The 389-nt window shown below is 68.6% G+C and carries 1 protein-coding gene; it reads left to right on the top strand.

The annotated features are described in order from the left end of the window. Positions 1-389: hypothetical protein (locus ACLEJR_RS27070; RefSeq protein ID WP_440817770.1), on the top strand; the 389-nt coding region annotated here is incomplete at both ends.

Genomic DNA, 389 nt, shown 5'->3' on the forward strand with positions numbered 1-389 from the left:
CTCGGCAACCTGATCCAGACCCAACTGCCCGATGGCCGCTGGGTCAATCGCCTGTACTACGGCAGCGGCCACCTGCACCAGATCAACCTCGACGGCCAGGTCATCAGCGACTTCGAGCGCGACCGCCTGCACCGCGAAGTGCTGCGCACCCAGGGGCAGATCAGCACCCGCAGCGAATACGACCGCAGCGGCCGCCTGCGCGCCCGCCAACGCCGCCACAGCAGCCAGCCCTCCTTGCCGGCGCCGGTGCAAAAGCACTTCGAGTACGACCCCGCCGACCACCTGATCGGCAAACTCGACCAGCAACCCGCCGCGCAACACCGCCAGTTGCTGCACTACGACGCCACCGGCCGCATCATCGCCAGCCAGGACAGCCTGCACGGCCAGCG

This window comes from Pseudomonas sp. SMN5 (assembly GCF_052041925.1).
Lineage (GTDB): Bacteria > Pseudomonadota > Gammaproteobacteria > Pseudomonadales > Pseudomonadaceae > Aquipseudomonas.